Below are 24981 nucleotides of genomic sequence, written 5' to 3'. Positions count from 1 at the left end.
ACTTCAACAAGGCTGCGGTCACGTTGAAGCAGAAGCAGGCCGGCAACTCCAAGTACTCCGGCTTCTGGGTGCCCGGCCAGGACTGGCGTAACGGCATCAGCTGGCTGTTCGCCAACGGCGGCGACATCGCCACCCAGGAGGGGGCAAGTGGGTCGGCAAGTTGTCCTCGGCCAACAGCATCAAGGGCCTGACGCAATGGCAGGATCTGGCCAAGAACTCCACCGTCGCGCCGAAGGACGGTAAGGACGCCGAGCCGTGGACTGCCTTCAACAACGGCCAGAACGCCATGTTCATGGCGCCCAGCTGGGCCCGGTGGAGTGTCGACAAGTCCAAGACCGCTGACCTGGGCGCGTTCGCGCTGCCGGGCACCGACGGTGGAGCGGCCCCGGTCTTCGCCGGTGGTTCCGACCTGGGCATTGCGGCCAAGTCCAAGAACCAGGACCAGGCGTTCAACCTGTTGAAGCTGATCTACAGCGACGACTACCAGAAGCTGCTCGCCAAGAACGGCCTCGGGCCGGCGAACTCCAACTTCACCTCGCTGATGGGCACCGACGAGTTCGCCAAGGCCGCGATCTCGGCGGCCAGCAACTCCAAGCTGACGCCGACCTCGCCCAACTGGGCCGGCATCGAGACCTCCAACGTGATGGAGGCGTTCTTCGGCAAGATCGCGAGCGGCGCTGACGTGGCCAGCACCGCCAAGGCGACCGATGCCGAACTGGAGAAGGCGCTGAACGCCAGCTCCTGATCCACCGGGCTCGCAGAGCCCACACCAACTACGTCGGGAGTCCGGCGACCCCGCCAAGCCGGGCTCCCGACGTACACCAATCTTTCTGCCCAGCAATCGAATCGACCAGGCCAGGACATGACGATCCTCATCAACGAACCCGTGACCGTGACGGGCCAACAGCCCAAGAAGGTACGGCGCCAATGGGTCAGTCGGTCACTGGGTCCCTGGTTGTTACTGCTTCCCGCCATCGTCGTGCTGGCCATCGGACTGGGCATCCCGCTAGTGCGCCAGTGCATCATGGCGTTCCAGCACTACGGCCGCGCCCAACAGTTCGGACAGCCGGCCACCTTTAACGGGGTCGACAACTTCAAGGCCGTCTTCACCGATCCCGACGTATGGGCCGTGGTCATCCGGTCCCTGGCCTTCTGCGCCGTCAATGTCATCGTCACGATGCTCATCGCGACCGCCATCGCACTGCTGATGACCCGCATCTCGACCGTGCCGCGGATCATCCTGCAGGTTTGCCTCCTGCTGGCTTGGGCGATGCCCGTCATCGCAGCAATGACCGTGTGGCAGTGGCTCTTTGACACCTCCTACGGCGTCATCAACTGGACACTGGTTCACCTGGGGTTCTCCGGTTTCGACCAGCACAACTGGCTGATCAATCCGCTGTCCTTCTTCTTCGTGGCCACCGTGATCGTGGTCTGGATGAGCGTGCCCTTCGTGGTGTTCACCCTCTACGCGGCCCTCACCCAGGTCTCCGACGAGATGCTGGAGGCCTCCGCGCTCGATGGAGCCAGCGGTCTGCAACGACTCCGCTACATCATCTACCCCACCATCCGACCGGTGATCTCGATCGTGGTTCTGCTCCAGATCGTTTGGGACCTGAGGGTTTTCGCCCAGATCAACTACTTGCAGGGCGTCGGCGGAACCGTCAGTGAGACCAACCTGCTCGGCACGTTCATCTACCAACTCGGCGTCGGTAACAGCAACTACGGCGTCGCCTCGGCGTTGGCCCTGCTGGTGCTGTTGATGACGCTGATCATCAGCTCGGGTTACATCCGCTCGTTGCTGAAGGAGGCTCAGGCATGAAATCCAAGGCAATGCGCACCCGCGGCTGGAACACCGTCGCCATCCTGCTCGCGGTCCTGTGGGTCTTCCCGGTCTACTGGATCGTCAACAGCTCGCTGCAACCGATCGAGAAGCTGCGCGGCACGACGCCGGCCTTCTTCCCCAGCTTCGACTTCTCCGCCTACAGCAGGGTTTTCGGTGCGGACTTCCTGGCCTCGCTGAAACTGTCGCTGATCGTGACCCTCATGGCGATCGTCGCAGCGGTGATCTGCGCCTTCATCGCCGCGGTGGCGATCTCCCGGTTCCGCTTCCGGGGCCGCATCTCCTTCATCCTGATCGTGCTCGCCGTGCAGATGATCCCGCCGGAGGCGTTGTTCATCTCCCAGTACAAGATGCTGGCCGACTGGAACCTCTACAACACCGCCTTCGGCCTGGCGCTGCTCTACACCGCGATGATCCTGCCCTTCACCATCTGGATGCTGCGCGGATTCGTCGATGGCGTGCCGCTGGAGCTCGAGGAAGCCGCGATGGTCGACGGGTGCAGCCGCATCGGCGCGTTCTTCCGGGTGACCTTCCCGCTGCTCGCGCCGGGCCTGGTCGCCTGCAGCGTCTACGGATTCCTGCAGGCCTGGAACGAATACACCCTGGCCGTCGTGGTGATGGACCCCAACAACCGGACCCTGCCGCTGTGGCTGCGCGGACTGTCCAGCGTGTCCAACCAGGCCGTCGACTGGCCGGCCGTCATGGCAGGGGCGACCCTGGTCGCGGTGCCGGTGATCGTGTTCTTCATGATCGTGCAGAACAAGATGGCCTCGGGCCTGGTGTCGGGTGCGGTGAAGGGTTGATGAGCGCCGACATCAAACGCGCGGCGTACGGCGTCCTGCTCGCCGCGTTCGACGGCACCTCGATCCCGGCTTGGCTACCCGCCGCCTACGAGGCCGGGCTCGGCGGAATCTGCCTCTACGGCAACAACATCGCCGAAGGATCCTCACTCGCGGCGCTGGGACGCGAGGTACGCGCCCTGGCTCCGGACGCCGTACTCACCTTGGACGAGGAGGGCGGGGACGTCACCCGGCTGCACGCTCTCGACGGTAGCCCCTACCCGGGCAACGCCGCCCTCGGTCGGGTCGACGACGAGGACGCCACGCGCGTGGTCGCCGCCGCCGTCGGTACCGAATTGCGCGATGCGGGAGTGTGGTTCAACCTCGCGCCGGTGGCCGATGTCAACAGCAACTGGCGCAACCCGGTGATCGGCACCCGCAGCTTCGGTGCGGACGCGGAGCTGGTCGGGCGGCACACGGTGGCCTATCTCACCGGCCTCGCCGACGCGGGTGTCGCCGGCTGTCTCAAACACTTCCCCGGCCACGGCGACACCGCGACCGACTCCCACGTGTCACTGCCCACGGTGACAGCCGACGCGGCAACCCTGCGCGAGCGCGAGCTCCTGCCGTTCCGGATGGCCATCGCGTCACAAGCGCCGGCCATCATGACCTCGCACGTTGTGTTGCAGGCCCTCGATCCCGGCCGCCCCGCGACCCTGAGCCACCGGGTCCTCACCGAGCTGCTGCGCGACGAACTGGGCTACGACGGGGTCATCGTCACCGACGCGCTCGATATGGCCGGTGCCAGCCAGGGTCGCGGAATCCCGGCCGCTGCCGTCGAATCCCTCGTCGCCGGAGCGGATCTACTGTGCCTGGGCCCGCTTCTCGGACCGACGCCGACGGTACTGCTCGAGTGCGTGCAGGCCATCGAAGCCGCGGTCCGTGACGGCAGTCTCGCGGCCAACCGGCTGCTCGACGCAGCGCAGCGCGTCGGCGCACTGCGGCAGCGATGGACCGGCGCGGCCATGCCCGATCCGGCCACCATCGCCACCGGACGCGCTCGAGCACGAGCCGTCGCCGACCGGGTCGTGTCCGACGCGCCCCACCTTGCGCCCGGCCCGGTCACGGTCCTCCGCATCACCAGCGGCACGAACCCCGCTGTCGGAGAGACGGTCTGGGGTCAATTGGCCCTCGGCTCGAGTACCGACGTCGCCGTCGATGCGCTCGATCAGACTGTGCCGCCGAGCGGACCAGCGGTGATCGTCGGGCGCCGGGCCAGCAGTGATCCTCGGGTCTGGGCGTGGCTGGCCCATTGCCTGGAGCAGAATCCGGAAGCGATCGCCGTCGAGCTGGGCTGGCCCACCCCCGCCGCCCTGCGACACCCGGCCGTGGTGTGCACCTGGGGGCAGGCCCGCGTCCTGACCGACGCTCTTGCGGAGGCATTGCGTCCCGGGTCGCACCTACGATCAGACAGGTGAGCATCGCACGACCTCGTCTTGCCCGAATCGCCGCTTCGTGCGCGTTGGCGCTGAGCCTGACCGGTTGTGCGTCATCGATCCATCTGACGCTGCCCTCGGGCGCCACCAGCTCGACGCCTCCAGCCAGCCCTACGCCTTCAGCAAGCCCGACACAAAGCACCACCCCCGGTAGCAGCGCGTCGAGTACCGGCGGCTTGCCCACCGCCGAGGACCTCACCCGCCAGATCGCCGCGAACTTCACCACCGCCAAGAGCGCTCACCTGGTCGCGACATACACCAAGAACGACGAAACGCGGACGCTGGACGTCTCCGGCACCGTGGACGGCAGCAACCAACGCACCGTGCTCACCATCAACAAGGACAACGTCAAGGCGGAGATCCGCACGGTCGACGCGCGCGTCTACGTGAACGGCAACGAGGCGTACTACCGATACTCCGGGGTGCCGAGCTCCCGGGCCAAGCAAGTCGCCGGACGCTGGTTGTCGATCCCGGCAGCCAGTGCCGCATCGACCACCCGGGACTTCACGTTGCGAACCATCTTCAGCGACCTGAACTCCAACCTGTCCAGGAGTGAGAGCCGCGGCCTGACCGTCACCGAGTCGAGCCGCGACGGGAAGAAGATCTGGCAGGCAGCCAACGCCCAGACCACGATCCTGGTGGCTGCCGACGGCAGCGGCCGGCTGCTGCGCGCATCCAACAAGGGCCTGCTGAACACCCAGGCCTACACGTTCGACCAGTGGGACTCGGCACCCACGGTCGATGCCCCGTCGAATGCGGTGACGACCTGAGCGCGACCAGCACCTACCATGACCGGATGACCCGTCACGTCACCCGAACCACCCTGTCCGTCGCTGCTGCTGGCCTGGCCCTTGCGCTGGCCGCCTGCGGCGGCACCACCACGGTCAGCACGACCGGCAGCAACTCCGCCGGTGCGAGTACGACGACCGGAAGCTCCACCTCCTCCGCCAGCCCGACGTCGACCACCAGCGCCGCCGCGGCAACTCCCACCGTGCAGGGTGCCGTGCGCCAGATGAACGCCGGCTTCGCGCAGGTCAAGAGCGCGCACGTGGTCGCCGAGGATCTCGATGGCAAGGACACGATCAAGATCGAGCTGGCCGGAACCGTCGACGGCAAGAACCAGCGCGGCTCGATCTCCAACAGCTCCGCCACCGACGGCGGTGTGGTGCAGTTCGTCGTGGTCGACGGCAAGGAATACGTGAACGGGGACGCCGCGTACTACAAGTCCTCGGGCAACACCAAGGGCTCGACCTACGCCGGTAAATGGGTGGTGGTTCCCTCGACCGCCGCCCAGAGCTTCAGCGATCTGACCCTCAAGAGCCTCTTCGATGAGATGGAAAGCGACTTCAGCGACGCCAAGACCACGAAGATGAAACTGACCACCGTTTCCGAGAACGGTGTGCCGGCTTGGCGGATCGCCGACAGCCAGACCACGGGGATCATCGCCGCCGACGGCTCGGGACATCTGATGCGCGCCGAGCACACCGAGGGCGGCAAGACCGAGAGGTACGTCTTCGACCGGTGGAACGCTGTTGCCCCGGCCACCGCACCGGCGGGGGCCATCCAGGGGTGAGGGTCAGTACCCCGCCAGCGCCCAGGCGGTGACCGCCAGCGGCAGCGCGATCAGCACCGCGCTGACCAGGCTCACGATCACCGTCTGGGCAGTGTAGGAACGAGTATCGGCCAACCGCTCGAGACGCGCGACGGCCGGGGCGCCGCCGGTACCCATCGCCCCGGCGGGATGCGGTGCATCCGCCAGCAACACGATCGCGCGGGCCACCGGCGTGCGACCCACAACCTGTTCGGCGCCGCGGTCGGCGAGGATCTCCACCAGCAAGCGGCCGCGACTCAGCCCGTGATCACTGCGCAACGCGGTGGGTACGGCGGTGTGCAGCACCGTGAAGAACTCCAGGATCAGGTCGTGCCGCTGCCGTAGGTGGGCCACCTCGTGCGCCAGGACCGCCTGCAGGCCGACCGGTCCCAACCGCTCGCCGACCGCGTCGCTGACCACCACACGGCCACTGAGGCCGGGGACGCAATACGCCGTCGGCGTCTCGAGCGCGAGCACGCGCAGGGAGTGCGGCGGGCTGCCCAGGGCGCGCCATCGACGTACGTCGGGTAGCGGCTCGCCGCCGGGATCCACCGCGAGCAGGTCGACGAGTTCGCGATGTTGGCGCCGGGAGGTCCGCAACGCCGTACCCACTCGATGGCCCCGGACGGCCAGGCGACCGCACAGGACACCGGAGATGACGACGGCCACCAGCACCAACGGCAGGTGGGCAGCGGGATTCGGTAGGTCGGGGCCGTCACGGACGACGCCGAGCACGGCCACGGGGGCGAGCAGGACGCCGGCCAGGATCGCGGCGACCGAAACCGCCTGCCACAGGAACAGGCTGGAACCCGGCGCGCGCACCTGACCGCGCCACCGCGGCAGCACATGGGTCGTGAGCACGCATGCCGCCGCGATGAACAGAAGAATCAGCGCCGGCACCCCTCCATTGTCTCGCAATCGGAGGGCTGCCGGCGCCGGTTCGCAGGCGATCAGACCGGGTCGGGTGCTTCCTCGTGGGCGGCGTGCTTGGGCGTGTGCTGCGAGGAGTCGCCGCTGATGGCCTGCAGCTTCTCGCCCTCGACGTCCACCGCCGGCAGGATCTTGTCCAGCCACTTCGGCAGCCACCAGGCCTTCTCCCCCATGAGGAACATCGCCGCCGGGATCAGGGTCATGCGGACCAGGAAGGCGTCGAAGAAGACGGCGGCCGCGAGCGCGAAGCCCATCGAGACGATGAACTGCTGACCTTGCAGCATGAACGCCGCGAACACCGAGATCATGATGCAGGCCGCGGCCGTCACGACGCGGGCACCGTGCCGGAAGCCGTCGACGACGGACTCATGGGCGTCGGCCCCGTGCACGTGGGCTTCTCGCATCCGGCTGACCAAGAACACCTGATAGTCCATCGCCAGGCCGAAGACGATCCCGATCAGGATGATCGGCAGGAAGCTGACGATCGGTTCGCCGGAGAAGATCCCGAAGGCGCCCTTCTGGAAGATCATCACCGTCGCACCGAACGTCGCGAGGACCGACAGCAGGAAGCCGATCGTGGCGGTGAGGCCGGGATCGCCAGGATCGGCAACGCCGAGGTCAAGGCGTCGGAGACGTCGGTCTGGATGGCGGTGACCCCGGTGACGCCGACCGTGGTCTTGGTCTGGGATTCGATACCTGCCTGACCGTCGCGCAGGTTCTGCAGCAACGTCGTCGTCGCCTCGTCGTCAGGACCCGACTTGGGCGTGATCAGGATCTGCGCACCCGTGGAGTCCTGGTTGACCGCGATCACCTGGGCGTTGGCCACGTCACCCTGTTTCGCGGCCCACTCGGTGACCCCGCCGAACGCCGCGAGGCGCTCCTTGGGGTCCTGGATCCCGGTGGCGTCGACCACGGTGATCAGGGCGCGGCCCGGCCGGGGCCGAAGCCCTCGGTGATGAGGTCGGCGGCCTTGCGCTGGGTGGTATTGGTTGCCGCCGTCGAGTCGGTCGGCAGCGCCAGGTGCAGATCCTTGGCCGGCACCGCCAGCACGATCAGCACCAGCGTGATGATGCCGCCGATGACGGCCGGTCGCTTCCCGATGAAGCGTGCCCAGCGGACACCGTTGTTGATGACTTTGCCGTCGGAGTCGAGTTCGCGGTGCGGGGTGCGGAACGAGCCACCGAACGCATGCGACTTCAACATGCCGAGGATCGCCGGCAACAGGGTCAGGGCAACCAGCACCGCGAAGAACACGGTGCCCGCAGCCGCCATACCCATCGTGGTCAGGAACGGGATGCCGACGACGGCCAGCGCGGCAAGTGCGATCAATACGGTCAGGCCCGCGAAGACCACCGCGGAGCCGGCCTTTCCGACCGCCAGACCGGCCGCGTGGGCGCGGTCGTCGGTGTTCCGCAGTTCCGAGCGGTACCGGGACAGGATGAACAGGGTGTAGTCGATCCCGACCGCCAGACCGATCATCGTGGCCAGGATCGGAGTCGTGGTGCTGATAGTCGTGAACTTGCTGGCGATCATCACCCCGATGGTCCCTGCGCCGACGCCGACGAAGGCCGACAGGATCGGCAGGCCGGCGGCGACCAGGGAGCCGAAGGTGATCAACAGGACCAGCGCCGCGACCGCGACACCGAGCAGCTCTCCCGAGCCACCCTCGACATCGAAACTCTGCATGCCGCTGCCGTTGACCTCGGCCTGCAGACCGCTCTTGCGCGCGTCGGCCAGTGCGTCCAGCACCGCATCCTGGCTGGCCGGCTTCACATCGGTCACCTTGGCGACGTCGAAGTCGAAGGTCATCGTGCCGATCCGGCCGTCGGCGGACAGCGGTAGCAGCGCCTTGGCGTTGGCCTCGGCGACCGCCTGCGGCTGTCCCTGCTTGACCGCGGCCTGCACCGCCATCTGGTACTGCGCCGCCGAGGCCTGCACCGGGTTGACCAGCGTCTTGGCGTCCGCCGGCATCTGCGGGACCTTCTTCAACTGCGCGATCAGGTCGTTCACGGCATTGGAGTACGTGGGCTCCTTCAGGGTGTGACCCTTCGGCGCAGCGACGACGACCGTGACCGATGCCTGGTCCTCGGCGTTCCCGGTGCCCGGGAAGAGCTTCTGCTGCATCGTCTGCGCTTGCAGCGACGGGATGCCGGGGATGGAGAAGGTGTCCTGATAGGGCTGCTTAACCGCTCCCGCCAGGGCGCCGAACCCGACCAGCGCCACGATCCAGGCGGCCAGGAAGTAATACCACTTGCGGTACGCCGCGTGGCCGAGCTTGTAGAGCAGAGTCGCCATGGTTCCTCGTTCGGTGAGTGCGGTTCAGCGGATGGAAAGTAGGGACCGGGCCACCCGCAGGTGGTCACGGACGATGGTGTCGAGGCTTCGGTCGTCGGGGCGCTCGACGAATTGGTCCAGGGCGCTCCCGAAGACCCCTTTGATCACACTCAGCGCGACGCACGCCTCTTCGCGCGGCAACCCGGAGCGTTGCTCGACCAACTCGGTCATGGTCTTGGCGATGTCATCAAAGCGTTCGATCGCCGCGTTGAACACCCTCGGATTGGCGATGAGGCAATCTCGCATGGTGGCCCACTGCTCGCGGGTGAGTGGTCCCCACACGGTCAGCAGCGCGCAGACCAGTTCGCCGAGATCGCCGAGAATCTCACCCTGCGGGCCACCGGCCACGAACCTCTCGACGGCCTCGGTGGGCAGGCCGGGACGGGCGCCGAGGACGGCATCGAGCTTGCCCGGGAAGTAGTTGAACAGCGTGCGCCGGGACACCCCGGCCTGCTCGGCCAGTTCGTCGAGGGTGAAGTGGTCGTAACCCTGCTGGACGGCCAGACTCTGGGCGCAGAAGGTGATGCGCCGTGCCGTCTGGTCTCGGCGCGTCAGGGTGGACATGAACAAAACGTTTGCATTTTGATGCCTCAAAGTGCAATTCGGGTCGGTGTGATCCGCGCCTCACCCGGGTGCGCGGCAGACCGCCGCGTACCCCTCGGCGCGTAACCCGAGGGTGTGGGCGGCCTCGGCTAGGTTGAGAACAAGAAGCACTCCCGACGCGATTCTTCGAGGAAGACGACCATGACCGACTCCGATACCCCTAACACCCCGGACCCCCAGCAGCCCGCCCAGCCGGGCAGTCTCGGTCAGTCCTACCCCGGTCCGGAGCACACCCAACCGACCACCACGCACGGCACCCCCGCCGGCGGTCAGCCGCAGGCGCCGTACCAAGCCCCTACCCACCAGCAGGCTCCCCAGCCCGCCGCCGCGCAGCAGCCCGCAACCGGCCAACCGGCGCCCGGTCAACCGCGCCCCTCGCAGTACCAGCAGCCGACACAGGGCTATCCCCAGCAGGGCGCTCCCCAGGGCGCGCCGCGTCAGGGCTACCCCCAGCAGGGGTATCCGCAGCAGGGGTACCCCCAGCAGGGCGCTCCGCAGCAGGCGCAGCAGCCGAGCGGTCCGGGCTTCGGTCAACAGGCGGCAGCGGTGGGCGGCCAGTTCGCCAACGATGCCGGCAAAGTCGCCAAGGGCGCCGGTGACGGTCTGGGCGCGCTGTTCTCGGACCTGCAGTTCAAGAAGTCGCTGACCGGCAGGCTGGCCAGCATCGTCTTCCTCGGCGCCATCGTGTGGGCGGTGCTCAACCTGCTCAGCAACCTGACCTACTACTGGGGTTCCACCAACGGCTACAGCAACATGGGTGGCGGTTCGGCGACGTTCCACACCATCGCCGACATCATCTGGTTGTTGTTCTTCATCATCTCCGTGCGGATCCTGCTCGAGGTGGCGCTGAATATCGCCAAGATCGCCGGTCGCGACAAGGACTCGAGTAGCAAGTAAGCCGCCGTGGAGCGCACCGAGGCGCTGCTGGCCGACGGCCGACAGATCATCTGGTACGACGCCGACGGCACCCACCGGGTGCCGTCGGTCGATCGCCGGCCCTTGGAGCCGTCGGTCGTCATGTCGCAGATGCGGCATGACCCGCTGACCGGTGAATGGATCGCCGTCTCGTCGGCGCGGCAGAACCGCACCTACATGCCACCGGCCGATCAGTGCCCGCTGTGCCCGTCGCGCGATGGCCGGATGACCGAGGTCCCCTCGCCCGAGTACCAGGTCGTAGCCTTCGAGAACCGTTTTCCATCTTTCGCCACGCAGATCGAGGGCGTGATAACCGAGAACGACGGGTTCGAGCAGATCCGTCCCGCGACCGGTCGCTGCGAAGTCCTGTGCTTCACCAGCGATCACAATTCCACCTTCGCTGCGCTCACCCCGGCCCAGGCACGGCTGGTGGTGGACGCGTGGGCCGACCGCACGACGTACCTCAATGAACTCGAGGTCGTGAAGCACGTCTTCCCGTTCGAGAACAGGGGTATCGAGATCGGGGTGACCCTGCAGCACCCGCACGGGCAGATCTACGGCTACCCGTTCATTCCGCCCCGGGCGTACACCGAGTTGATGCACGCCGCCGCCCACCGTCAAGCCCACGGGCGGAACCTCTTCGGCGATCTCATCGCGTTCGAACAGGCGGGGCCGCGGACCGTGGCGAGCAACGAGGAATGGCTCGCGTTCGTGCCGTTCGCGGCCCGCTGGCCGGTGGAGGTGCATCTCTACCCGCTGCGGCGAGTGCACGACCTGAGCGAACTCGACGAGGCGCAACGCGACGCGTTCACCCTCATCTACCTGGACATCCTGGGCCGCTTCGACCGCATGTACGACTCGCGGCTGCCCTATATCGCCGGCTGGCAGCAAGCGCCGGCGCCCGATCCGGACAATCCCGACACGACCGCACTGCGCGACGAGGCATGGCTGCACCTGGAGCTCACCTCGATCCGGCGCGGGCCGGACAAGCTGAAGTACCTCGCCGGCTCCGAATCCGGGCAGGGTGCCTTCATCGCCGACATCCTGGCCGAGCCGCTGGCCGCGCGCCTCCGGGACCTGGCATGAGCGCGGTCCGGACGCCAGCGCCCCGCTCGGTCGATGATCTGGAGGCCACCTTCCGCGACCGGTTCGACGCGGCACCGGACGGGGTGTGGTTCGCACCCGGCCGGGTGAACATCATGGGCGAACACACCGACTACAACGGCGGATTCGTGCTTCCGATCGCCCTGGCGGAAGGCACCTGGGTCGCGGCGCGCCGTCGTGACGACGACACCGTGCGGCTGCACACCGACTCCCCGACGTACCCGATCCGTCCGCGAGCGTCCACCTCGGTGAACTGCACGACGGAGAGTCGGTGGGGTGGGCCTCCTACGCCGCCGGAGTGGGTTGGGCGGCCGCGCAACGGGGATTCGACGTACCCGGCCTGGACATCGCCGTCACCTCCAACGTGCCCACGGGAGCGGGGCTTTCGTCCTCGGCGGCGTTGTCCTGCGGTACGGCGCGTGCCTGGGTCGATCTGGCAGGTTGGAGTCTGACGGACACCGAGGTCGCCGACCTCGGTCGGGACGCCGAGAACCACATCGCCGGTGCACCCACCGGGTTGATGGACCAGTTGGCTTCTGTCTGCGGGAGATCCGGGCACGCGATGCAGATCGACACCCGATCGGTCGAGATCACCCAGATCCCGTTCGACCTGTCCGCGCACGGCCTGGCGCTGCTGGTGATCGACAGCCGTGCGCCGCATGCTCTGGTCAGCGGGGAGTACGCCGAGCGGCGGCGATCCTGCCAGGAGGCCGCCGCGGCGTTGGGCGTCCCGGCGCTGCGCGACGCCACCGTGGCCGATCTGGACGGTCTGCCCGATCTGTTGCTACGTCGCGCCCGGCACGTGATCACCGACAGTGCCCGTGTCGAGCAGGTCGCCGCGTTGCTGACCGACGGCTCCGACCCGCGGATGATCGGACCGTTGCTCAACCAGTCGCACCTCTCGATGCGCGACGACTTCGAGATCACCGTGCCGGTGACCGACCTGATCGCCGAAACCGCTGTGCGCGCAGGGGCTTATGGCGCCCGACAGACCGGCGGTGGCTTCGGCGGGTGCGTGATCGCCCTGGTCGACCAGGACGCGGCCGAGACGGTCGCCGAGGCGTGCGTGGCGGCCGCGACGGCCGAGAACTTCAACGAACCGGCTTCGTTCGTCGCCGTGCCGTCCGACGGTGCTCGCCGGATCAGTTGATCCCGCCGTCAGAAACTCGGAAATCTGCACTGCCGCGGACGGCGTGGGCGCACGCGACCGAGACAGTGACGACGGCCGAGTAGGTGACCGCCCCGCCGTTCAGTAGCGGATGACCACGCGACCCTCGATGGCACCGTCCTTCATCTCATCGAAGATGTCGTTGATCTCCTCCAGGGACCGGGTGGAGATCGTCGGATGGATCAGGCCGCGGGAGTAGAAGTCCAGCGCCTCGATCATGTCCTGGCGCGTGCCCACGATCGACCCACGGACCGTGAGGCGCTTCAGCACGATGTCGAAGATGGGCGCCGGGAAGTCACCGGGGGCAACCCGACGAAGACGATGGTGCCGCCGCGCCGTGCCATTCCGATGGCCTGCCCGAACGCCTCCGAGTGCACCGCGGTCACCAATACTCCATGGGCTCCGCCGGTCTGGGCCTGGATCGCACCGATGGGGTCTTCGGTCGCCGCGTTCACCATGACCTCGGCGCCGTGTTCCTTGGCCAGGTCCAATTTGTCGTCGGCGATGTCCACCGCGGCGACTCGCATGCCCATGGCCTTGGCGTACTGCACCGCAACGTGCCCCAGACCGCCGATCCCGGAGATGACGACCCACTGCCCGGGCCGCACCTCGGTCTCCTTCAGCGCTTTGTACACGGTGACGCCCGCGCACAGCACCGGCGCCACCTCGTACGGGTCCGAGCCGGCTGGGATCCGCGGGGCGTACGTCGCGTCCACCAGCATGTATTCACCGAAGGAACCATCGACGGAGTAGCCGCCGTTCTTCTGCTGCTCGCAAAGGGTCTCCCAGCCGCTGCGGCAGTATTCGCAGTGCCCGCACGCCGACCACAGCCACGCGTTGCCGACCAGGTCGCCGACCTTGAAGCCTTCGACTCCCTCACCGACGGCCTCCACCTCGCCGACGCCTTCATGCCCGGGCACGAACGGCGGGCTTGGTTTGACCGGCCAATCTCCCTGCGCCGCATGCAAATCCGTGTGACAGACGCCGGAGGCAACCAGCTTCACGAGCAGCTCTCCGGGCCCGGGGGCGGGCTTGTCGTACTCCCCGACGGTGAGTCGGTCACCCAACTCCGTGACGTACGCAGCCTTCATCGTGCTCATCAGCATCTCCTGACGTCGCTGGCTCCGCCCCGTTGCGGAGCCGGACTTCAACGCTACTGGCCGCAAGGTTGCATCGGGGTTTCGCGAGCGCCGTACGCTCAGGGCATGACCACGCGCGACACGAACTGGCCCGCCGGCTATCCCTGCTGGATCGACATCAGCTTCGACACCGAGCATCGCCGCTTGCATCACGCGGCGACGTTCTACGGCGAACTGTTCGGCTGGCGGGTCGAAGAGGGCGACGAGCAGTACGGCGGCTATCGGATGTGCTTCAAGAACGACGCCGCCGTGGCCGGCCTGGCCCCGAAGATGGATCCCCAGCAGCCGAGCGTGTGGCTGCTCTACCTGGCCAGCGACGACGCCGCGGCGACGACGGCCGCGGTCCGGCAGTACGGCGGCCAGGTCATCGTGGAACCCATGGATGTGGGCAACCTCGGCACGATGAGCGTGTGCGTGGACCCGCAGGGCGGCGTCTTCGGCGTGTGGCAGGGCAAGGAACACCACGGTTTCGAACTCATCGACGAGCCGGGCTCGGTGGGCTGGTCGGATCTGCTGACCCACGACGGCACCGCCGCCCAGGAGTTCTACGCAGCAGTCTTCGGCTACACCTACCGCGAAGCAGACGCCGACGGCTACTTCTTCATCGAGAAGGACGGTCAGGTCGTCGGCGGTCTGCACCAGGCGCCGCAGGACGTACCGGTCGGCTGGCTGGTGCACTTCAACGTCGCATCGCGTGACGCCTCGGCCCAGATCGCCCAGGAGCTCGATGGAGAAATCATCATGACGCTCGACACCGTCGCCGGGCCGGAGGCGACCATCCAGGGCCTGGGCGGTGAGTTGTTCAACCTCGTGGAGCCGACGACCAATTTCACCCTGTAGCCCGCGTTTTGCCCCGCGATGGGCGGGCACGGGAGAATCGGGGCATGCATTCGCTGGCCGACATCACCCCGCCCATCGCCCTCGGTGCCCTCGACGGCCGCTACCGCGCCGCCGTGGCGCCGCTGGTCGATCACCTGTCGGAGGCGGCCCTCAACCGGCAGCGGGTGCACGTCGAGATCGAGTGGCTGATCCACCTGACCAGCGAGCACGTCGTCCCCGGGGTCCGCGAACTGACCGGCGCAGAGCAGGACCACCTGCGCGCCATCGTCGATCACTTCGGGGCCGACGACATCGCCGAGCTGGCCGAGATCGAACGGGAAACCGTGCATGACGTGAAGGCGGTCGAGTACTACCTCAAGCGTCGGCTGCCGGCGATCGTGGGCGACGCGGACGCGGCCGGGTTGTCGGAATTGATCCACTTCTGCTGCACCAGCGAGGACATCAACAACCTGTCCTATGCGCTGATGGTGCAGGGCGCGACACAACAGGTCTGGCTGCCGAAGGCCACCGCATTGGTGGACCAAGTCACGACCATGGCCCGGGATCTGGCCGAGACCCCCTTGCTGGCGCACACCCACGGCCAGCCGGCGACGCCGACGACCATGGGCAAGGAGTTGGCTGTGCTGGCCCATCGCTTGGGTCGCCAACTGCGCCGGGTCAAGGACGCCGAGTACCTGGGCAAGCTCAACGGGGCCACGGGGACGTACGGCGCGCATGTCGAAGCGGTGCCCGGCGCCGATTGGGTGGGCATCTCCAAGTCCTTCGTCCAAGGCCTGGGCCTGACCTGGAACCCGCTGACCACCCAGATCGAGAGCCACGACTGGCAGGCCGAGCTCTACTCCGACATCGCCCGCTTCAACCGGATCCTGCACAACCTGTGCACCGACATGTGGACCTACATCTCGATGGGTTATTTCGCGCAGGTCCGCGGCCAGGGCACCGTGGGTTCCTCGACCATGCCGCACAAGGTCAACCCGATCCGCTTCGAGAACGCCGAGGCCAACCTCGAGGTCAGCAACGCGTTGCTGGACGTCCTCTCGGCGACGCTGGTCCAGTCGCGCCTGCAGCGCGACCTGACCGACTCCTCGATGCAGCGCAACGTCGGCACGGCGTACGGGCACTCGGTCCTGGCGATGGACAACGTGAGCCGCGGGCTGGCCGGTCTGGACGCCGTACCGGATGCGATGCTGGCCGATCTCGAGGCGAACTGGGAGGTGCTCGCCGAGCCGATCCAGTCGGCCATGCGCGCGCTCGGCGCCCAGGGCGTGCCCGGGATGGAGCAGCCCTACGAACGGCTCAAGGAACTCACCCGCGGCCGCCGGATCAACGGCGAGGATCTGCGCGAGTTCGTCAAGGGGCTCGGCCTGCCGGGTGAGGTCGAGGAGCGGTTCCTGACGATGACTCCCGCGACGTACGTCGGTCTGGCGCCCAACCTGGTCGCCTACCTCGACATCCACTGACGTATACCCCGAGGGGGTATCAGTGTAGGCTTGAGCTATGGCTGGGTACACCGGGAGCAAAGACGACTACCTCAAGCGGCTGCGTCGCATCGAGGGACAGGTGCGGGGCGTGCAGCGCATGGTCGATGAGGACACCTACTGCATCGACGTCCTGACCCAGATCAGCGCGATCACCAAAGCGTTGCAGTCGGTCAGCCTGGGCCTGCTGGAGGATCACATCGGGCACTGCGTCGTTGGTGCCGCCCGCGAGTCCGACGAGGCCGCGCAGGCCAAGGTCGAAGAAGCCTCAGCCGCCATCGCGCGGCTGGTGCGAAGCTGAAGGAGACGCAATGCAACAGCAGGTGAAGGTGTCGGGCATGACGTGCGAGCACTGCGTGCGTGCGGTCACCGAGGAGTTGACCGCGCTCGACGGGGTCAGCGATGTCCACATCGAGCTGATCAGCGGCGGCGACTCGCCGGTCACCATCCTCAGCGAGGATCTGGTCGACCCCGAGCTGATCGCCGCGGCCGTCGACGAGGCCGGCTACCAGGTGGTCACCGGGGACTGAGGTCCGAGGACCTCAGATCGTGACGTCGCCGTTCGGCGTCGCGAAGGTGATCGACATCAGACCTGGGGTGCCCTTCGGCGCCGCGAAGTCGAACACGATCTCCGGCTCCCAGTCCTCACGGTCCACCCCCGGCTCACCGGTGAGGCCCAGCCATTCGCGAACCCGGTCCGGAGAGCCCGCGATCGCCATGCCTTTGAGCGACGCGTGGGCGGGGCCGTCGGTCGACGGGTGCGGGACACCGTCGCCCCACTGGATGAAGAACGGCACCTGCGCGTCGTTGGTCAAGCCCTTCACGCCCAACTGCTTCCAGGTGAGCTCGATCCCGTCGGGGCGGTGCCGCAGACCCGGAGCGGAGGTACGGCCGACCAAGCCCTCCGCGATCGCGATGTCGTCGACGCCGACGACCCACGCCATCCAACCGCCACCACCGATGGAGCGGGCACGGACCGCCTGACCGAAGGGCGCCTTGTCCGAGGCGGGGTGGTCGAGGACCTCCACAACCTCCAGGAACCGGCCGTCGAGTAGCGGGATGATCGAGTTGCGCGTGCCGAAGCGGGGGTGCACACCGCCATCGACCGGTTCGGTGCCGAGCTCATCGCCGAGGCGCTTGGCCGTCGCGATCAAACCATCGGGCTCTGCTGCGTAGACAACGTGATCGACTCGCATGTTCAGATGGTGCCACCTGTGATCGCCCACACCGAATCGGGGGTCAGCCTCCGCTTCGTCGCTGCCGGACCGCTTCGTAGATAACGATCGCCGCCGACGTCGCCACATTGAGCGAATTCACTATGCCGGACATGGGGATTCGGACCTTCACGTCGGCCGCGTCCAGCACCTCTTCGGTCAGCCCGGTCTTCTCGGTGCCCACCGCGATCGCGACCGGACCGGTCAGGTCCACGTCCGTATGCAGCGTGTCCGTGTCGGGGGTAGTGGCCACCAGACGTACGCCGTGTGCGGACAACCACTGCAGCGTCGCCGTGGTCGGGGCCGCGGCGACCGGCACGGAGAAGACGGTCCCTTTCGAGGCCCGCACGACATTCGGATTGCCCCAGTCGGTCACCGGATCGGCAGCCACGAACGCATCGACGCCCGCCGCGTCGGCGGTCCGCAGCATCGCACCGAGATTGCCGGGCTTCTCGACCGCCTCGGCCACGAGAAGTAACGGCTGCGCCGGTAGTTCCAGGTCCTCGGGGCGCGCCAGGACAGCAGGGACGACAGCCAGGAAACCGTCCGCTCCCTCGCGATAGGCCACCTTCTCGAACGCAGCGCGACTGAGGGTGATGACCTCGGCGCCCGCGGCCGTGGCCGTGTCGACGACGTCCTGCTGGCCCGCCGGATCCGCCATCAGGTCCGGGCAGAGGAACAGCGTCTGCGGGCACACCCCGGCGGACAGGGCCAGGCCCAGCTCGTCGTACCCCTCGACCAGGGTTTGCCCGGTCTGCTCGCGACCGCGACGGCGACGCAGCGTCGCGAGGGCTTTGAGTCGCGGGTTGGCCGCGGACGTGATGTGCAGGCTCACAACAGCGAGCGCAGGACGGTGGCCGCACCGTCCTGCTCGATGGTCCCGGTGACCTCGTCGGCGACGGCCTTCACCTCGTCCGGGGCCTGGCCCATCGCCACCCCGCGCGCGGCCCACTCCAGCATTTCCAGGTCGTTGCGGTGGTCTCCGACCGCGACGGTGTCGCAGGGTTCGACGCCCAGGGATCGGCGTACCTGCTCCAGGGCGGAGGCCTTCGAGACGCCCTCGGGGTTGATGTCCATCCACGCCGAGAACCCGACCGCGTAGTTGACCTCGTGCAGACCGAGCCGCTCGGCCAGTTCCAGGAAGTCCTCCGCGGTGCCGCTGGAGGAACGGAAGGTCAGGCGCGTCGTGGGGTGTTGCTCCAACTCCTCCCAGGAGACGACCTTCTGCACTCCGTTGAGCTCCCCCTCGGGGAACGGTGCGCTGAGCAGGAAACCCTCGCCCAGCACCTCGACGGCGACGGTCGCATCCGGCCACGCGTCCCGCAGCTTGCCCAGCACCGGGCCGGGGTCGAAGGTGACCGTCTCGATCACGTGATAACCGGCCGGCGCGGCCGGGTCGAGCGTGATCGTCACGGCCCCGTTGGAGCACACGACATAGCCGTCGGTCAGACCGATGTGCTCGGCGATCGGGGTGGCCGCGATGACGGACCGGCCCGTTGCGATGACGACGTGATGGCCCGCGTCGACGACGGCGCGTACGGCGTGCCGTACCGCATCCGACATCGTCCCGTCGAAGTGCAGCAACGTGCCGTCGACGTCCAGGGCCACGAGCTTCCGGGTCACGCGCTCACTGTACGGGGCGTGGACCCGGCGGCAGCGTAGGTATCAGTTGCGTCGCAACAGGCCGAGCACCCCGGCGGCGGCCATCAGGATGCCGGCGACCAGGGTGACCCATAGGCCGACCCCCGGCTTGTACGTCACGGTCAGCGCCACACCGGAGTTCTTCAGCTCGTCGGTGTCGATGAAGTGCGAGATCTGGGCGATCCGGAAGATGGCGAGCCCCATGATGATCAATCCGCCGGCGATGGCGGCGATCGCACCCGGCAACGGCAACCTGCCCAGCAGGGCCAGCACGGCCAACACCAGGACCACGACCGCGATGACGATCACGATCCACCCGGTCGTGATGCCTCCGCTCGACGTGACGTTGTCCGCGAACTCGCGAAGGATCTCCGAGTTGTTCGGCAACGTCACACCGACCGCCCCCACGCCATTGGCTGTGACACCGATGTCACCCTGCGCCAACAGCGGGATGTTCAGGGTGGCGGTGAGCCAGTTGAGGAAGGAGCCCAGGATGGCCAGCAGCGATCCGACCGCGGCACCGATGGCGCCCAGGCGCGCCAACGAGCTGACCGGCGCCTTGGTGGCCGTGGATTGCCCGTAACCGGTCGCGCCGTAGGCCGGTGCGCCGTACGGCTGGCCGTACTGCTGGGGCTGGCCGTATTGCTGGGGCTGGCCGTACTGCTGGGGCTGGCCGTACTGCTGGGGCTGGCCGTACTGCTGCGGCTGCGCGTACTGCTCGGGCTGGCCGTACTGCTGCGGCTGGCCGTACTGCTGCGGCTGGCCGGACTGCGGGGGTTGGGCGTACTGCTGCGCATCGCCGTACGCCGGCTGCTGGGGTGCGTACTGCTGCGGCGCCTGACCGTAGGGCTGCTGCTGCGGCGCCGACTGGCTCTGCGGCGATTGGTAACCCGGGGGCTGGTAGGAGGGCGCGCCGTACGGGCTGCTGACGGGGGTCTCCTGGGTCGGCGGGGTGACCGGCGTTGCCTGGGTGACATCGGCGGAGTCCGACGACGGGCTGCCGTACGGCGAGGCGGGGGCGGTGCCTGGGGCGCTTGCGCCTGCTGGGGATCCGGCTGCTGGGGGTCGGGCTGCTGGTCGGTCATGACGGTCTCCGCGTTCGTGCGATGGCGCCGTGCGGCGCACTCCTGCCCTCAATCTATGAGGAAAGGAGGCGCCGCACCATGTCGGGAATACTCAGTCGTCGGTGAGGGCAAGGGCCTCCCGGTAGCTGAGCCGGTGGCCGGTCTGCAGCAGCGACCGCCGGTACAACCGCTCCGCGATGCGCACGATGTAGTACGCCGCGGCCAGCCCGATCAGCAACGCGACCACCGGTTCCCACCATGCGGCGTCCCCCGACACCACCCGCACGGGCATTGCGATCGTCGAGAAGAGCGGCACGTAGGACGCGATGGTCAGGAACAGCCCCTTACCGGTGATCCCGACGATGAAGACGATGACCACGAGCATCGTCAACGGAGTCGACGTGGATTGCAGGTCCTCGTTGCGGGTCGCGAGTGCCCCAGCCACCGCCCACACTGCGGCGAAGGTCACGAATCCCACCACGAAGAACAGGACGAACCAGAAGATGCCGCTCGACACCTGCGACAAAAGGTCACGACGACCGGTCGCGACGAGGCCGATGATGCCGGCCAGCGCGAAGATCGCGACCTGGGCCAGGGCCAGGACCGTGTTGCCGACCACCTTGCCGATCAGCAGCTGCCGCAACGGAATCGCGCTGGCCAGGATTTCGACGATCCGGTTCTGCTTCTCCTCGATGACGCTGCTGGCGATCGACATCCCGAACAGCAGCGCCGCGATGTAGAACAGGAATCCGAAGACCAGCCCGATGATCTTGCCGGTGCTCTGCTGGTCATCGCCCGATTGCAACAAGTCGTACCTGACGGTGCTGCCCTTGGCCAACTGGTCCAGGGAGACCCCGGCGGCGGCCGCGTTACGTTGCAACGCATCCTGCTGGACCGCTTGCGGGATCCACGTCTGCGCGGCACTGTCCTTGCTGGACTTGCCGACCAGTCGCCAGCCGCCGTCACTGGTGGGAAGGAGCGCCACATCCGCCTTGCCGTCAGTCACGGCACGCTCGGCCGCCGCTTGATCGGCGTACGTCGAGGTCTTGAAGGTCACCTTGTCCGAACCGGCCTCGTGAGCGGCCTTTTCCGCCTGCTGGGTCACGGTCGTCGCGCTCGAACTGAGCACTGCGACGTTGGTGGTCTGGGGCCGGCTGGCCAGGTAACCCTGGACCGCCAGGGTGCCCAGGATCAATGCCAGCACCACCACGGTCGAGACGATGAAGTTGCGATCCTTCAGCTTGACCGACATCTCCCGGGCGGCCACGATCCGCCACAACTGGTTGGTCTTCATGCCGGCACCTCCTGCTGGCTGTGAGCTGTTCCTGCGGTCACTTCGCGATAGATGTCGGCCAGGCTGGGCCGGATCGGCCCGAACTCCTGCACCGAGCCCCGGGCCATCGCCTCGCGCAGTACTGCGTCCGACTGCTCCGGCGAATCGAACTGCACGACAGCGGTATTGCCTTCGATGTCGACGACGTGCACGCCCTGATCGCGCAGCCATCCGGCGTCGCCGCCCAGGACCAAACGGTGGCGGACCGCCTCCGTGGCGCGCAGATCGTCAGCGGTTCCCTCGGCCACGACCCGGCCGCGGGAGAGGATGACCAGCCGGTCGCAGAGCCGCTCGACCAGATCCAGTTGGTGGGAAGAGAACAACACCGGCACACCGCGTCCGGTGAACTCGCGCAGCAGCGCCGCCATCGAGTCGACCGCCGCGGGGTCCAGGCCGGAGAAGGGTTCGTCCAGCACCAGCATGGTGGGATCGGCTACCAACGCGGCGATGATCTGGACCCGCTGCTGATTACCGAGGGACAGCGATTCCAGTTTGTCGCCGGTCCGCTCGCCGAGGTCGAACCGCTCCAGCAACTCGGTCGAGCGGGTGGCTGCATCCTGCGCGCTCAGGCCGCGCAGCCGGGCCAGGTAGATCAACTGGTCCAGGATCGGCTGCTTGGGGTAGAGGCCGCGCTCCTCGGGCATGTAGCCGAAGCCGCGACGGTCGGCGGTGGTGATGGCCCGATCCTGCCAATCGATCTGTCCACCGTGTTGGGCCAGAACGCCCATGATCATCCGCATCGTGGTCGTCTTGCCGGCGCCGTTACCGCCGACGAAGCCGGTCATCGCCCCGTCCGGCACGGTGAAACCGACCCGGTCGACGGCCAGGTGGTCACCGAACCGTCGAGTGACGTCTCGTAGTTCCAACATGCTTGCGACGCTATGGCCGACGACCGGGCCCGCGGATCCACCCGCGGGCGGAGATCGACCTGCCGCTACTCCCCCGGCAGGACGAGGCCGCTTTCGTAAGCGCGTACGACGGCCTGCACCCGGTCGCGTAACTGCAACTTGGCCAGGACGCTCGACAGGTGGGTTTTGACGGTGCTTTCGCCCAACACCAGGTGCTGCGCTATCTCCGCATTGGACAGACCCTTGCCGACGAGGGTGAGCACCTCGAGCTCACGCGGGGTGAGTTGCTCCAGAGCGCGGTCCGGCTCCGGGGTGGGGGTCGCCGTACTGCGCTCGATCACCCGGCGGGTCACCTCGGGCGCCAGCAGGGCGTAACCACGGCCGACGGTGCGGATCGCGTCGGCCAACTCCTCGGGGCTGGTGTTCTTCAACAGGAAGCCGCTGGCTCCCGCGGCCAGGCCTTCGAAGAGATAATCGTCACGATCGAACGTCGTCAGCAAAAGCACCTTCGCGGTGCCGGCCGACACGATGCTGCGACACGCGTCGATGCCGTTGCACCGGGGCATCTCGACGTCCATCAGGACAACGTCCGGCGCCAATCGGGCTGTCGCCTCGACGGATTGGGCACCGTCGGCCGCTTCACCGACGACCTCGATGTCGGGCTCGACCGACAGCATCATCGCGAAACCGCTGCGGACCAGGGCCTGATCATCGACGACCAGGATGCGCAAGGGTGCCTCGGACATGGCTCGACCATATCCAGCGGCTAGCGTGGGACTACCCGCCGACCGAGAGGACGCATGCTCGTGAAACTCGCCCAGCAACTTGTCGGACAACTGCAGGACGCCGGGGTGCGCCGGATCTACGGGATCGTGGGCGACAGCCTGAATCCCATCGTGGACGCGGTGCGGGAGACCGGGGGCAGCGCCAAGGGCGGGATCGACTGGGTCCATGTCCGGCACGAAGAGGCAGCGGCGTTCGCCGCCTCCGCCGATGCCCAGTTGACCGGTGAACTGGCCGTGTGCGCGGGCTCCTGCGGCCCGGGCAACCTGCACCTGATCAATGGCCTGTACGACGCGAACCGCACCGGGGCGCCCGTCCTGGCGATCGCCAGTCACATCCCGAGCGTCCAGATCGGGCAGTCCTACTTCCAGGAGACCCACCCCGACCGGCTCTTCAACGAATGCAGTGTCTACAGCGAGTTGATCAGCACCCCGCAGCAGTCCCCGCGGGTCGTGCACGCGGCTATCTCGCACGCGCTCGGCGATGGCGGCGTGGCGGTGGTGACGCTGCCCGGCGATCTGGCGTCGCTGGACGCGCAGGGTGAGGCACCGGCGTACGTGCCGATCGAGCACGGCCACCTGATGCCCGCGCCGACCGTGGTGCAGCAGTTGGCCGAGGCGATCAACGCCGCGTCGCGGGTGGCGATCTTTGCCGGCTACGGCACCGGTGAGGCGCACGATCAGGTGATTGCGCTCGCCGAGAAGATCGGTGCGCCCATCGGGCACAGCCTGCGCGGCAAGGACCAGATCCAGTGGGACAACCCCTATGACGTGGGGATGACCGGTCTGCTCGGGTACGGCGCGGCAGCCGCCGGGATCGAGGACGCCGACCTGTTGCTCCTGCTGGGGACCGACTTCCCCTACGACCAGTTCCTGCCCGATGTGCGCACCGCTCAGGTCGACCGGCGGGCCGCGATCATCGGGCGCCGGACCGGGGTGGACCTGCCGGTCCACGGCGATGTGCTGCCCACGTTGCTGGCGCTGGAGGAGTTGGTCGAGCCGAAGAAGGACCAGAAGTTCCTGGCCAAGACACTCAAGAAGCACGAGCGGCTGATGAGCAAAGCCGTTGGTGCGTATACGAAGAACGTCGAGACCCGAGTCCCGATCCACCCTGAGTACGCCGCGTCGATCCTGGACAAGGTGGCGGCGCCGGACGCGATCTTCACCGCGGACACCGGTATGTGCAACGTGTGGACGGCCCGCTACATCGAGCCGTTGGGAACGCGCCGGTTGATCGGGTCCTTCCTGCACGGGTCGATGGCCAATGCCCTTCCGCAGGCGCTGGGCGCGCAGTTCGCCTTCCCGAACCGTCAGGTGGTGGCGGTCTGCGGCGACGGCGGGCTGTCGATGCTGCTGGGCGACATGCTGACCGCCCGGATGTACGACCTGCCGATCAAGGTCATGGTGTTCAACAACGCCACGCTCGGCATGGTCAAGCTCGAGATGCTCGTCGATGCCATGCCTGACTACGGAACCGACACTCCCTCAGTCAATTTCGCCGATATCGCGGCGGCAATGGGCTGGCATTCGATCCGGGTCACCGACCCGCGGCAGTTGGAGGGCGCGTTCGGGGAATCACTTGCCTCGGACGGTCCGTCGTTGGTGGACATCGTCACCGATCCGCGCGCGTTGTCCATCCCGCCCAAGATCACCTCCGACCAGGTCTTCGGCTTCGCGACGGCCATGAGCAAGATCGTGCTCAACGGCGGCGCCGGGGAGGCCGTGGCGATGGCACGGTCCAACCTGCGCAACATCCCGCGCGGCTGAGGACTTGCCTCGACGGCCGGCCAGACGAAACGGCAGTGATCGCTGGCGATCACAGGCTTGCCCTGGTGGGGTGACGGTATGGCTTCAGACCCGGCGCCGAGGACGTTGCTCGCTG

The 24981-nt window shown here is 67.5% G+C and carries 26 protein-coding genes and 3 pseudogenes; 16 read left to right on the top strand and 13 right to left on the bottom strand.

Annotation, left to right across the window (positions count from 1 at the left end; genetic code table 11):
* The 7 genes and pseudogenes from ACFQBT_RS19885 to ACFQBT_RS19855 form a co-directional block, all read left to right on the top strand.
* Positions 1 to 191 (top strand): annotated as a pseudogene (locus ACFQBT_RS19885) (ABC transporter substrate-binding protein); the annotation flags it as partial.
* Positions 161 to 745, top strand: a complete 585-nt coding sequence (locus ACFQBT_RS19880) for an extracellular solute-binding protein (protein WP_377819850.1) — start codon at positions 161 to 163, stop codon at positions 743 to 745. The pseudogene ACFQBT_RS19885 and the gene ACFQBT_RS19880, both read left to right, overlap by 31 nt.
* 117 nt (positions 746 to 862) lie before the next feature.
* Positions 863 to 1819, top strand: a complete 957-nt coding sequence (locus ACFQBT_RS19875; RefSeq protein ID WP_377819849.1) for a carbohydrate ABC transporter permease — start codon at positions 863 to 865, stop codon at positions 1817 to 1819.
* On the top strand, positions 1816 to 2643 hold the full coding sequence (locus tag ACFQBT_RS19870) for a carbohydrate ABC transporter permease (protein WP_377819847.1): 828 nt from the start codon (positions 1816 to 1818) through the stop codon (positions 2641 to 2643). The genes ACFQBT_RS19875 and ACFQBT_RS19870 overlap by 4 nt, the downstream gene beginning before the upstream one ends.
* Entirely contained in the window at positions 2643 to 4097 is a 1455-nt protein-coding gene (locus ACFQBT_RS19865; protein ID WP_377819846.1) for a glycoside hydrolase family 3 protein, read from the top strand. Before ACFQBT_RS19870 ends, ACFQBT_RS19865 begins: the two co-directional genes overlap by 1 nt.
* The gene (locus ACFQBT_RS19860) at positions 4094 to 4885 is read left to right on the top strand and encodes a hypothetical protein (RefSeq protein WP_377819845.1); all 792 of its coding nucleotides are present in this window, start codon (positions 4094 to 4096) and stop codon (positions 4883 to 4885) included. Before ACFQBT_RS19865 ends, ACFQBT_RS19860 begins: the two co-directional genes overlap by 4 nt.
* A 26-nt stretch (positions 4886 to 4911) precedes the next feature.
* Positions 4912 to 5688, top strand: a complete 777-nt coding sequence (locus ACFQBT_RS19855) for a hypothetical protein (RefSeq protein WP_377819844.1) — start codon at positions 4912 to 4914, stop codon at positions 5686 to 5688.
* A gap of 3 nt (positions 5689 to 5691) precedes the next feature.
* On the opposite strand, the gene ACFQBT_RS19850 is transcribed toward ACFQBT_RS19855, so the two are convergent.
* The 5 genes from ACFQBT_RS19850 to ACFQBT_RS19830 are packed head-to-tail and all read right to left on the bottom strand — an operon-like array spanning position 5692 to position 9534.
* Positions 5692 to 6606: a M56 family metallopeptidase gene (locus tag ACFQBT_RS19850; RefSeq protein ID WP_377819843.1), complete on the bottom strand. Its 915-nt coding sequence runs from the start codon at positions 6604 to 6606 to the stop codon at positions 5692 to 5694.
* A gap of 50 nt (positions 6607 to 6656) precedes the next feature.
* Positions 6657 to 7166: an MMPL family transporter gene (locus ACFQBT_RS19845; protein WP_377825699.1), complete on the bottom strand. Its 510-nt coding sequence runs from the start codon at positions 7164 to 7166 to the stop codon at positions 6657 to 6659.
* Complete coding sequence (locus ACFQBT_RS19840; protein ID WP_377825697.1) at positions 7166 to 7549, bottom strand: hypothetical protein; 384 nt, start codon at positions 7547 to 7549, stop codon at positions 7166 to 7168. Before ACFQBT_RS19840 ends, ACFQBT_RS19845 begins: the two co-directional genes overlap by 1 nt.
* Positions 7550 to 7554: 5 nt before the next feature.
* The gene (locus ACFQBT_RS19835) at positions 7555 to 8931 is read right to left on the bottom strand and encodes an MMPL family transporter (RefSeq protein WP_377825695.1); all 1377 of its coding nucleotides are present in this window, start codon (positions 8929 to 8931) and stop codon (positions 7555 to 7557) included.
* 24 nt (positions 8932 to 8955) lie between these two features.
* Positions 8956 to 9534 carry a TetR/AcrR family transcriptional regulator gene (locus ACFQBT_RS19830; RefSeq protein ID WP_377819841.1) on the bottom strand — a complete coding sequence of 193 codons (579 nt, stop codon included), beginning with the start codon at positions 9532 to 9534 and terminating at the stop codon, positions 8956 to 8958.
* A gap of 180 nt (positions 9535 to 9714) precedes the next feature.
* On the opposite strand from ACFQBT_RS19830, the gene ACFQBT_RS19825 reads away from it, so the two are divergent.
* The 4 genes and pseudogenes from ACFQBT_RS19825 to ACFQBT_RS19810 all read left to right on the top strand — a co-directional run bounded on the left by ACFQBT_RS19825 (position 9715) and on the right by ACFQBT_RS19810 (position 12742).
* Positions 9715 to 10470, top strand: a complete 756-nt coding sequence (locus tag ACFQBT_RS19825) for a DUF4282 domain-containing protein (RefSeq protein ID WP_377819840.1) — start codon at positions 9715 to 9717, stop codon at positions 10468 to 10470.
* A gap of 6 nt (positions 10471 to 10476) precedes the next feature.
* Complete coding sequence (gene galT / locus ACFQBT_RS19820) at positions 10477 to 11574, top strand: galactose-1-phosphate uridylyltransferase (protein ID WP_377819839.1); 1098 nt, start codon at positions 10477 to 10479, stop codon at positions 11572 to 11574.
* Positions 11571 to 11708 (top strand): annotated as a pseudogene (locus ACFQBT_RS19815) (galactokinase family protein); the annotation flags it as partial. The gene galT and the pseudogene ACFQBT_RS19815, both read left to right, overlap by 4 nt.
* A gap of 155 nt (positions 11709 to 11863) precedes the next feature.
* Positions 11864 to 12742, top strand: a complete 879-nt coding sequence (locus ACFQBT_RS19810) for a galactokinase (protein WP_377825693.1) — start codon at positions 11864 to 11866, stop codon at positions 12740 to 12742.
* Positions 12743 to 12841: 99 nt separating this feature from the next.
* Here ACFQBT_RS19810 and adhP read toward each other — a convergent pair.
* Positions 12842 to 13860, bottom strand: a pseudogene (adhP, locus tag ACFQBT_RS19805) (alcohol dehydrogenase AdhP).
* Positions 13861 to 13965: 105 nt separating this feature from the next.
* Between adhP and ACFQBT_RS19800 the strand changes: the two are divergent.
* The 4 genes from ACFQBT_RS19800 to ACFQBT_RS19785 are packed head-to-tail and all read left to right on the top strand — an operon-like array spanning position 13966 to position 16747.
* Positions 13966 to 14739: a VOC family protein gene (locus ACFQBT_RS19800; RefSeq protein WP_377819837.1), complete on the top strand. Its 774-nt coding sequence runs from the start codon at positions 13966 to 13968 to the stop codon at positions 14737 to 14739.
* 44 nt (positions 14740 to 14783) lie between these two features.
* Entirely contained in the window at positions 14784 to 16199 is a 1416-nt protein-coding gene (purB, locus tag ACFQBT_RS19795) for an adenylosuccinate lyase (RefSeq protein WP_377819836.1), read from the top strand.
* A gap of 37 nt (positions 16200 to 16236) precedes the next feature.
* Positions 16237 to 16518, top strand: a complete 282-nt coding sequence (locus ACFQBT_RS19790) for a metal-sensitive transcriptional regulator (protein ID WP_377819835.1) — start codon at positions 16237 to 16239, stop codon at positions 16516 to 16518.
* 10 nt (positions 16519 to 16528) lie between these two features.
* A complete protein-coding gene (locus tag ACFQBT_RS19785; RefSeq protein ID WP_377819834.1) occupies positions 16529 to 16747 on the top strand; it encodes a heavy-metal-associated domain-containing protein in 219 nt (72 codons plus the stop codon).
* 12 nt (positions 16748 to 16759) lie between these two features.
* Here the strand turns inward: ACFQBT_RS19785 and ACFQBT_RS19780 are convergent, their stop codons facing one another.
* From ACFQBT_RS19780 to ACFQBT_RS19750, 7 genes are all read right to left on the bottom strand, one after another.
* Entirely contained in the window at positions 16760 to 17413 is a 654-nt protein-coding gene (locus ACFQBT_RS19780) for a VOC family protein (protein WP_377819833.1), read from the bottom strand.
* 43 nt (positions 17414 to 17456) lie between these two features.
* Positions 17457 to 18266: a TrmH family RNA methyltransferase gene (locus tag ACFQBT_RS19775; RefSeq protein WP_377819832.1), complete on the bottom strand. Its 810-nt coding sequence runs from the start codon at positions 18264 to 18266 to the stop codon at positions 17457 to 17459.
* Complete coding sequence (locus ACFQBT_RS19770; protein WP_377819831.1) at positions 18263 to 19054, bottom strand: HAD family hydrolase; 792 nt, start codon at positions 19052 to 19054, stop codon at positions 18263 to 18265. The genes ACFQBT_RS19775 and ACFQBT_RS19770 overlap by 4 nt, the downstream gene beginning before the upstream one ends.
* Before the next feature lie 42 nt (positions 19055 to 19096).
* Entirely contained in the window at positions 19097 to 20197 is a 1101-nt protein-coding gene (locus ACFQBT_RS19765) for a hypothetical protein (protein ID WP_377825691.1), read from the bottom strand.
* Positions 20198 to 20248: 51 nt separating this feature from the next.
* Positions 20249 to 21430, bottom strand: a complete 1182-nt coding sequence (locus ACFQBT_RS19760; protein ID WP_377819829.1) for an ABC transporter permease — start codon at positions 21428 to 21430, stop codon at positions 20249 to 20251.
* A complete protein-coding gene (locus ACFQBT_RS19755) occupies positions 21427 to 22338 on the bottom strand; it encodes an ABC transporter ATP-binding protein (RefSeq protein ID WP_377819827.1) in 912 nt (303 codons plus the stop codon). Before ACFQBT_RS19755 ends, ACFQBT_RS19760 begins: the two co-directional genes overlap by 4 nt.
* 65 nt (positions 22339 to 22403) lie before the next feature.
* Positions 22404 to 23063 (bottom strand): response regulator, encoded by a 660-nt coding sequence (locus ACFQBT_RS19750; protein WP_377819826.1) that lies wholly within the window; start codon positions 23061 to 23063, stop codon positions 22404 to 22406.
* 54 nt (positions 23064 to 23117) lie between these two features.
* Here ACFQBT_RS19750 and ACFQBT_RS19745 point away from each other — a divergent pair, with 54 nt between their 5' ends.
* Positions 23118 to 24866 (top strand): pyruvate dehydrogenase, encoded by a 1749-nt coding sequence (locus ACFQBT_RS19745; RefSeq protein WP_377819825.1) that lies wholly within the window; start codon positions 23118 to 23120, stop codon positions 24864 to 24866.
* The last annotated feature ends 115 nt before the right edge of the window (positions 24867 to 24981 follow it).

Origin of the sequence: Branchiibius cervicis, assembly GCF_042661605.1 — a bacterium.
Classification (GTDB): Bacteria; Actinomycetota; Actinomycetes; order Actinomycetales; family Dermatophilaceae; genus Branchiibius; species Branchiibius cervicis.
The sequence above is the reverse complement of the archived record's forward strand: the minus strand, read 5'-3'. Positions and strand labels throughout refer to the sequence as shown.